The sequence below is a fragment of the Nocardioides antri genome (assembly GCF_008373765.1).
Lineage (GTDB): Bacteria > Actinomycetota > Actinomycetes > Propionibacteriales > Nocardioidaceae > Nocardioides > Nocardioides antri.
In genome coordinates this window covers 212361-219139 of record NZ_VUJW01000009.1, presented here as the reverse complement: position 1 = coordinate 219139, position 6779 = coordinate 212361, and the positions used below count along the sequence as shown (strand labels likewise).

At 72.6% G+C, this 6779-nt stretch carries 9 protein-coding genes; 5 read left to right on the top strand and 4 right to left on the bottom strand.

All coding sequences use genetic code 11. From position 1 onward, the window contains the following. The coding region (locus tag F0U47_RS15615; protein WP_188111383.1) for a hypothetical protein at window positions 1-200 on the top strand (200 nt) is incomplete at its 5' end. Window positions 201-228: 28 nt separating this feature from the next. Here the strand turns inward: F0U47_RS15615 and cofC are convergent. Next, the gene (gene cofC / locus F0U47_RS15610) at window positions 229-894 is read right to left on the bottom strand and encodes a 2-phospho-L-lactate guanylyltransferase (RefSeq protein WP_149751398.1); all 666 of its coding nucleotides are present in this window, start codon (window positions 892-894) and stop codon (window positions 229-231) included. A gap of 74 nt (window positions 895-968) precedes the next feature. On the opposite strand from cofC, the gene F0U47_RS15605 reads away from it, so the two are divergent. Both F0U47_RS15605 and F0U47_RS15600 read left to right on the top strand, forming a co-directional pair. Beyond that, window positions 969-1724: a lysophospholipid acyltransferase family protein gene (locus F0U47_RS15605; protein WP_149751397.1), complete on the top strand. Its 756-nt coding sequence runs from the start codon at window positions 969-971 to the stop codon at window positions 1722-1724. Then, window positions 1721-2722: an NAD(P)H-dependent glycerol-3-phosphate dehydrogenase gene (locus F0U47_RS15600; RefSeq protein WP_149751396.1), complete on the top strand. Its 1002-nt coding sequence runs from the start codon at window positions 1721-1723 to the stop codon at window positions 2720-2722. Before F0U47_RS15605 ends, F0U47_RS15600 begins: the two co-directional genes overlap by 4 nt. A gap of 9 nt (window positions 2723-2731) precedes the next feature. On the opposite strand, the gene F0U47_RS15595 is transcribed toward F0U47_RS15600, so the two are convergent. Further along, window positions 2732-3823, bottom strand: coding sequence for a trans-sulfuration enzyme family protein (locus F0U47_RS15595; RefSeq protein ID WP_149751395.1), 1092 nt, complete (start codon window positions 3821-3823; stop codon window positions 2732-2734). 24 nt (window positions 3824-3847) lie between these two features. On the opposite strand from F0U47_RS15595, the gene F0U47_RS15590 reads away from it, so the two are divergent. Beyond that, window positions 3848-4972, top strand: a complete 1125-nt coding sequence (locus F0U47_RS15590) for a D-alanine--D-alanine ligase family protein (protein WP_149751394.1) — start codon at window positions 3848-3850, stop codon at window positions 4970-4972. Window positions 4973-4976: 4 nt separating this feature from the next. Here the strand turns inward: F0U47_RS15590 and F0U47_RS15585 are convergent, their stop codons facing one another. Both F0U47_RS15585 and F0U47_RS15580 read right to left on the bottom strand, forming a co-directional pair. Continuing rightward, on the bottom strand, window positions 4977-5453 hold the full coding sequence (locus F0U47_RS15585) for a DUF3515 family protein (RefSeq protein WP_149751393.1): 477 nt from the start codon (window positions 5451-5453) through the stop codon (window positions 4977-4979). A gap of 1 nt (window position 5454) precedes the next feature. Continuing rightward, window positions 5455-5691, bottom strand: a complete 237-nt coding sequence (locus tag F0U47_RS15580) for an Lrp/AsnC family transcriptional regulator (RefSeq protein WP_118923769.1) — start codon at window positions 5689-5691, stop codon at window positions 5455-5457. A 137-nt stretch (window positions 5692-5828) separates the two neighbouring features. Between F0U47_RS15580 and F0U47_RS15575 the strand changes: the two genes are divergently transcribed. Further along, window positions 5829-6776: a thiamine-phosphate kinase gene (locus tag F0U47_RS15575; protein ID WP_149751413.1), complete on the top strand. Its 948-nt coding sequence runs from the start codon at window positions 5829-5831 to the stop codon at window positions 6774-6776. Window positions 6777-6779 lie beyond the last annotated feature (3 nt).

The window sequence follows — 6779 nt, the reverse complement described above, 5'->3', positions numbered from 1 at the left end:
CGGCCAAGAAGACCAGCACCGCGAAGAAGGCGCCGGCCAAGAAGACCAGCACGGCCAAGAAGGCGCCGGCCAAGAAGACCAGCACGGCCAAGAAGGCGCCGGCCAAGAAGACCAGCACGGCCAAGAAGGCGCCGGCCAAGAAGACCAGTACCGCGAAGAAGTCGCCGGCCAAGAAGACCAGCACGGCCAAGAAGTCCTGACCTTCAGATCAGCCGCGACGGGCCGCCCTCACGACGAGGGCGGCCCTTCGCTGTCCCGGGCCTCGGCGACGGGCAGGGCCCCGAGCGCTGCTCGCGTGGCCGGCCCGACCCCGAGCGCGATCGCCGCCCGCAGGCTGGCGAGGTCGTCGACGTCCTGCCGCAGTCCGGGCAGGTCGCCCGGGACGGCAGCCGCGCCAGCGGCGGCGTGTGCCGCCGCGGAGTCGGCGCCGAAGCGCGGGTCGAAGTCGTCGTACGACGACGCGTAGAGGGTGGTCCCGGTGCCCGCGGCATCAGCGACGTACGACGTCCGGCCGGCCGCGATCGTCAGTGCTGCCGCGAGGTCCTCCGGGCGGAGGGCGGGGAGGTCGGCGCAGAGCGCCACGGGTCGGAGTCCGGGCCAGCGCCGTCGCGCCTCGGCGACTGCCTGCACGAGGGCGGGGTTGAGGCCGTGGCTGCCGTCGGGGCAGCAGTCGGCGCCCAGGCTGCTCAGCGTCGTGGCGAACCGGGCGTCGTCGGTGGTGACGAGCACGCGGGCGACTCCCGGCGTCGCGAGGCAGGCGGCGACGGTGTCGGTGGCGAAGGCGGTGGCCAGCGAGACCCGCTGGCCGGCCGGCACCCCGACCAGTCGCGTCTTGCCGATGCCGGGCGGCTTCACGGGGACGACGACCACGTGCTGCGTCCGGTACGTGCCCACGGGTCGATCCTGTCAGGTGGGCGTGCCGGTGTCCTACCGGGTGGCGGACGTCACGGGCCGGTAGCCTGCGTCCCGTGAGGGTGCGCAAGGTGCAGGAGAAGCGCAATTGGGCCATCGGGTTGGCAGTCGTGATCATCAAGCCGACGCTGATCGCGACGACCAAGCGCGAGTGGATGGGCGGGGAGACGAACCTTCCTGCCGACCAGGGCTGCGTCGTCGTGCTCAACCACGTCTCCCACATCGACCCGATCACTGCCGCGCTGCTCGTCTACGACCACGGGCGGATCCCGCGCTACCTCGCGAAGGACGGGCTCTTCCGCAACAAGGCGCTCGGGTTCTTCCTGCGCCAGGCGGGTCAGATCCCGGTCCACCGGGAGACCCCCGGTGCCGTCGGTGCCTACGAGTCCGCGGTGGCCGCCGTCCGCCGGGGAGCGGCCGTGATCATCTACCCGGAGGCGACGATCACCCGCGACCCCGACATGTGGCCGATGCGCGGGAAGTCCGGGGCCGCCAGGATCGCCCTGGAGACGGGATGTCCGGTGATCCCGGTCGGCCAGTGGGGCGCGCAGGACATCCTGCCGCCGTACACGAAGAAGCCGCACCTCTTCCCGCGCAAGAAGATCACCGCCCGCATCGGTGAGCCCGTGGACCTGGCCGACCTCGCCGCCCAGCAACCCCGCACCGCGGCTGTGATCAACGAGGCGACCGACCGGATCATGGCGGCGATCACCCACCAGCTCGAGCTGGTCCGCGGCGAGAAGGCGCCGGCGGAGCGCTACGACATGCGGATCCACGGTGACCGCTTCAAGGACCGGAAGAAGGCTTCATGAGCAAGGTGGCGGTACTCGGAGCGGGCTCGTGGGGCACCGCGTTCTCGATGGTGCTGGCCGACGGCGGCAACGACGTCGCGATCTGGGCGCGTCGCGAGGAGGTCGCCGCGTCGATCAACGAGCGGCGCGAGAACAGCGACTACCTGCCGGGGCTGGAGCTGCCGCGGTCGGTCTCCGCGACGCACGACCCCGAGCGGGCGCTGGCGGGCGCGGACGTCGTCGTGCTGGCGGTCCCGTCGCAGTCGCTGCGGACCAACCTGCCGATGTTCCTGCCCTACCTCGAGCCCGACGCCGTGCTGGTGTCGCTGATGAAGGGCATCGAGCTCGGCACGCTGGAGCGGATGAGCGAGGTCATCCGGGAGGTCGCCGACGTCGACCCCGGCCGGATCGCCGTCGTCAGCGGACCCAACCTCGCCAAGGAGATCGCCCGCCGCGAGCCCGCGGCGTCCGTCGTCGCGTGCGAGGACGAGAGCGTCGCCACGATGCTGCAGAAGCGGTGTCACTCCCCGGCGTTCCGCCCCTACACGAGCGTCGACGTGCTGGGCTGCGAGCTGGGCGGCGCCTACAAGAACGTCGTCGCGCTCTGCGTCGGGATGGCCGTCGGGCTGGGCTTCGGCGACAACACCACCGCGTCGCTGATCACCCGCGGGCTCGCCGAGACCGCGCGCCTCGCGATGCGGCTCGGCGCCAACCCGCTCACCCTCATGGGTCTCGCCGGGCTCGGCGACCTGGTCGCCACCTGCTCGTCCCCGCTGTCGCGCAACCGGACCTTCGGCGAGAAGCTGGGTCACGGGATGACGGTCGAGGAGGTCTACGCCTCCACCCGCCAGGTGGCGGAGGGCGCGAAGTCCTGCTCGTCGATCCGTGCCCTCGCCGAGAAGGCCGGCATCGACGCCCCCATCGCCGAGCACGTCGACGAGGTCGTCGCCGGCCGGATGACGACCGCCGAGATGATGGAGGCCTTCATCTCGCGTGACCCCAAGGCCGAGATCGAGTGAGAGGCCGCGTCACGCCGGCGGCGTGATGCCCTCCAGCGCCTGGGCCAGGTCGTCCCACAGGTCCTCGACGTCCTCGATGCCGACCGACAGGCGCACCAGGCCCTCCGGGATCGTCGCCGCCTCTGCCTTCCAGCGCCGACGCCGCTCCAGGGTGGACTCGACGCTGCCGAGCGAGGTGGCGTGGACCCAGAGCCGGACGTCGTGGGCGAGCACGTCCGCGGCGTCGGCGCCGCCCGCGACGACCGCGGCGACGATCGCGCCGAAGCCCGGGTAGCGGACCTCCTCGATCGCCGGGTGCTCCCCGAGCCGTCGAACGAGCTCGGCGGCGTTGGCCTGCGCCCGATCGAGACGGACGTGCAGGGTGCGGAGACCACGGAGCGCGAGCCAGGTCTCGAACGGCCCGGGGATCGCGCCTACCAGGTCGCGCCGGCCCTTCAGCGCCGCGTACACCTCGTCGTCCGCAGTGACGAGCGCGCCGAGCTGCACGTCGCTGTGGCCGGCGAGGTACTTCGTCGCCGAGTGCAGGACGATGTCGGCGCCGACCGACAGCGGCTGCTGGAGCAGGGGGGTGGCGAACGTGTTGTCGACGACGACCCGAACCCCGAGCTCGTGGGCAGCCGCCACCAGGGCGGGGATGTCGGCGACCTCGAGCGCCGGGTTGGTCGGCGACTCGATCCACAGCAGCGCGCAGTCCTCGTCGGCGTTCATCGCGGCCACGACGGCGTCCGTGTCGGCGATGTCGACCAGGGTGCCGTGCAGCCGCTCCCGTGACTCGAGGTCGGCGAGCGCCATGACCGTGCCGCTGTAGGCATGGCGGGGCGCGACCACCCCGCCACCCAGGCCGACCAGGTCGAGCACGGTCGTCGCGGCGGCCATCCCGGACGCGAACGCCAGTGCCCGACCGCCCTCGAGATTCCCGAGCACGTCCTCGAACGCCGACCACGTCGGGTTGCCGTAGCGCCCGTACTCCAGGTCGCCGGTCGCGACGTACGTCGACGCCATCGTGATCGGCGTGTTGAGCGGCGCATCGGGTTCGCGGGCGGGCCGTCCCGCCGTCACCGTGATCGTCGCCGGGCGGAGGTCCTGAGCAGGTTCGGACATGGGACAACGGTAGGGTCGGGTGCGATGAACGAGCCCACCGGTCGCCGTATCCGACTCGCCGTCGTCTTCGGCGGCCGCTCCTCGGAGCACGCCATCTCCTGCGTCACCGCGGGCAGCGTGCTCAAGGCGCTCGATCGCGATCGGTACGACGTGATCCCCATCGGCATCGCGCCCGACGGCCGTTGGGTCCTCGAGACCGACGACCCCGACCGGCACGCGATCACCGGCCCCGACCACCTCCCCGGCGTCGACGCCGGCCGCGCCCCGGTGACGCTGACCCGTACCGGCAGCGGAGCGGGCCTCGTGGTGAGCGACCCCGCGTCGCCGCCGCAGGAGCTCGGTGACGTCGACGTGGTCTTCCCGCTGCTCCACGGTCCGTGGGGCGAGGACGGCACCATCCAGGGGATGCTCGAGATGGCCGGGGTGAGGTACGTCGGCGCCGGCGTGCTCGCGTCCGCCGTCAGCATGGACAAGGCCTACATGAAGGTGGTGCTCGCCGCCGCCGGGCTGCCGGTGCTGCCGTGGACCACGGTCACGGCCCGGGAGTGGGCGAAGGACGCCGCGGCCGTGCGGGCGCGGGTCGCGGAGCTCGGCTACCCCGCCTTCGTGAAGCCCGCCCGCGGAGGGTCGAGCATCGGCATCGCCAAGGCGCACGACGAGGGCGAGCTGGACGCCGCGATCGACGGCGCGCTCCTGCACGACCCGAAGGTCCTCATCGAGGTGTCGGCCGAGGGCGCACGCGAGGTCGAGTGCGGCGTCCTCGAGGCGCTCGACGGCGGCGTCGAGACGACCGTCCCGGCCGAGATCCGGATCACCGGGGACCACGAGTTCTACGACTTCGAGGCGAAGTACCTCCCCGACGAGGCCACCGAGCTCGACGTCCCCGCCGACATCCCGGAGGAGGCCGCTCGCGAGCTGCGCTCACTGGCCGCCCGGGCGTTCGTGGCGGTCGGGTGCGAGGGGCTCGCGCGGGTCGACTTCTTCCTGATGCCGGACGGGTCGCTCATCCTCAACGAGCTCAACACCATGCCCGGCTTCACGCCGCTCTCGATGTTCCCCCGGATGTGGGCCGCGACGGGGCTCGACTATCCCGCGCTCGTCGACCGGCTGATCGCGCTCGCGATGCAGCGCGACACCGGCCTGCGCTGACGACCTAGAGGTCGCAGGTCGCGGTCTCGCGGAGGTGCTCCTTCACGAGGTCCGCCAGCACGGCCATGATTCCGCCCTCGTTGCCGCGGTAGTCGGCGGGCATCTGCACCTGCACGCGGGGGCGGTGCCAGGCGGCCGTGATGACCAGGTCGAGGCTCAGGTCGTCGTACTGCTCGGGCGGGATGTACCACGGCACGTCGTTGGCCACCTCGCACTGGGCGCCCGGGCCGAATCCGCCGGGCGCGCCGGCGCCGCAGGTGACCACGATCGGCGGGTCGCCGTAGGCCGCTGCCGGGGCGTCCTCCGGCTCGACCTCGACCTGCTCCTCGTCCGCGAGGGTGGTGGGGAGGTCGTCGATGAAGGCGCTGCAGGCTGATGCGTCATCGGCCGACAGGTCGGGCACGTCGACTTCGACCGGTCCGCAGGCGACCAGCAGGGGCGCTGCGGCCAGCCAGACGGCGTACGTCGCCCGAGGGGTCAACTCAGATGTGGACGACCGGGCAGGTCAGCGTGCGGGTGATGCCGTCGAGGTTCTGCACCTTGGAGACGACCAGCTTCCCGAGCTCGTCGACGTTGCGGGCCTCGGCGCGCACGATCACGTCGTACGGGCCGGTGACGTCCTCGGCGAGGGTGACGCCCTTGACCTCGGCGATCGCCTTGGCGACCTCGGCGGCCTTGCCGACGTCGGTCTGGATCAGGATGTAGGCCTGCACCACCATTGGTTGCACTCCTAGGGGCTTGAGGTCGACGGACGGCCCAACCTACCGCGAGGACGCGGCTACCGTCTCTTCGGCGAGGCACGCGATCTGATGGGATGGGGTCCGTGCCCGACGCCCTCCCCGCCCCTGATGCCACGATGGCCGACCTCGGCGAGTTCGGCCTCATCGACCACGTCGCCCGGATCGTGCAGCAGGTGGCGCCGGGGGAGGACGTGCTCGTCGGGCCGGGCGACGACGCCGCGGTGCTGCGGGTCCGCAAGGGCCACGTCGTGGTCTCGACCGACCTGATGGTCGAGGGACGGCACTTCCGGAAGGACTGGGCCGACCCGGTCGACGTCGGCCACCGCGCGGCGGCGCAGAACCTCTCCGACATCAACGCCATGGGCGGACGCGCGACCTGGCTGACGGTCGGGTTCGCCGCGCCGCCGACGCTGCCCGCCCGCTGGGCGACCGACTTCGTCCGGGGGTTCGCGGAGGAGTGCGCGTCGGTCGGCGCCGGGGTCGTCGGCGGCGACGTGACGAGCGCCGACAAGATCACGATCGCGGTCACCGTGCTGGGACGCTGCACGGTGTCGCCGGTCCTGCGGTCGGGGGCGCAGCCCGGTGACGTCGTCGCGCTGTGCGGGCGGCAGGGCTGGGCCGCCGGCGGGCTCGCCGTGCTGGGGCGCGGGTTCCGATCGCCGCGGGTGCTGGTCGACGCCTACCGGCGGCCGCAGCCGCCGTACGACGCGGGCCAGGTCGCCGCCGAGGCCGGGGCGACCTCGATGATCGACGTCTCCGACGGGCTGCTCGCCGACGCGGCCCATGTCGCCGACGCCAGCGGTGTCGCCATCGACATCGCGTCGGCGACGCTGGAGGTCCCCGAGCCGCTCGTCGCGGTCGGCAGCGCCACCGGCGCCGACCCGCTGACGTTCGTGCTCGGGGGAGGGGACGACCACTCGCTGCTCGCGACCTTCCCCGCGGGTGCCGCCCTCCCCGAGGGCTGGGTGCGGATCGGCGTCGTCACCGACCCCGGGCCCGACGGCCCTGCGGTGACGGTCGACGGCACGTCGTACGACGGCCCCACCGGCTGGACCCATTTCTGAGCT

Bases quoted from the DNA above. Each gene is read 5' to 3' on its own strand.
- F0U47_RS15590 (WP_149751394.1), top strand. From the start codon at position 3,848: ATGAACGAGCCCACCGGTCGCCGTATCCGACTCGCCGTCGTCTTCGGC.
- F0U47_RS15580 (WP_118923769.1), bottom strand. From the start codon at position 5,691: ATGGTGGTGCAGGCCTACATCCTGATCCAGACCGACGTCGGCAAGGCC.
- F0U47_RS15600 (WP_149751396.1), top strand. From the start codon at position 1,721: ATGAGCAAGGTGGCGGTACTCGGAGCGGGCTCGTGGGGCACCGCGTTC.
- F0U47_RS15595 (WP_149751395.1), bottom strand. From the start codon at position 3,823: ATGTCCGAACCTGCTCAGGACCTCCGCCCGGCGACGATCACGGTGACG.
- F0U47_RS15575 (WP_149751413.1), top strand. From the start codon at position 5,829: ATGGCCGACCTCGGCGAGTTCGGCCTCATCGACCACGTCGCCCGGATC.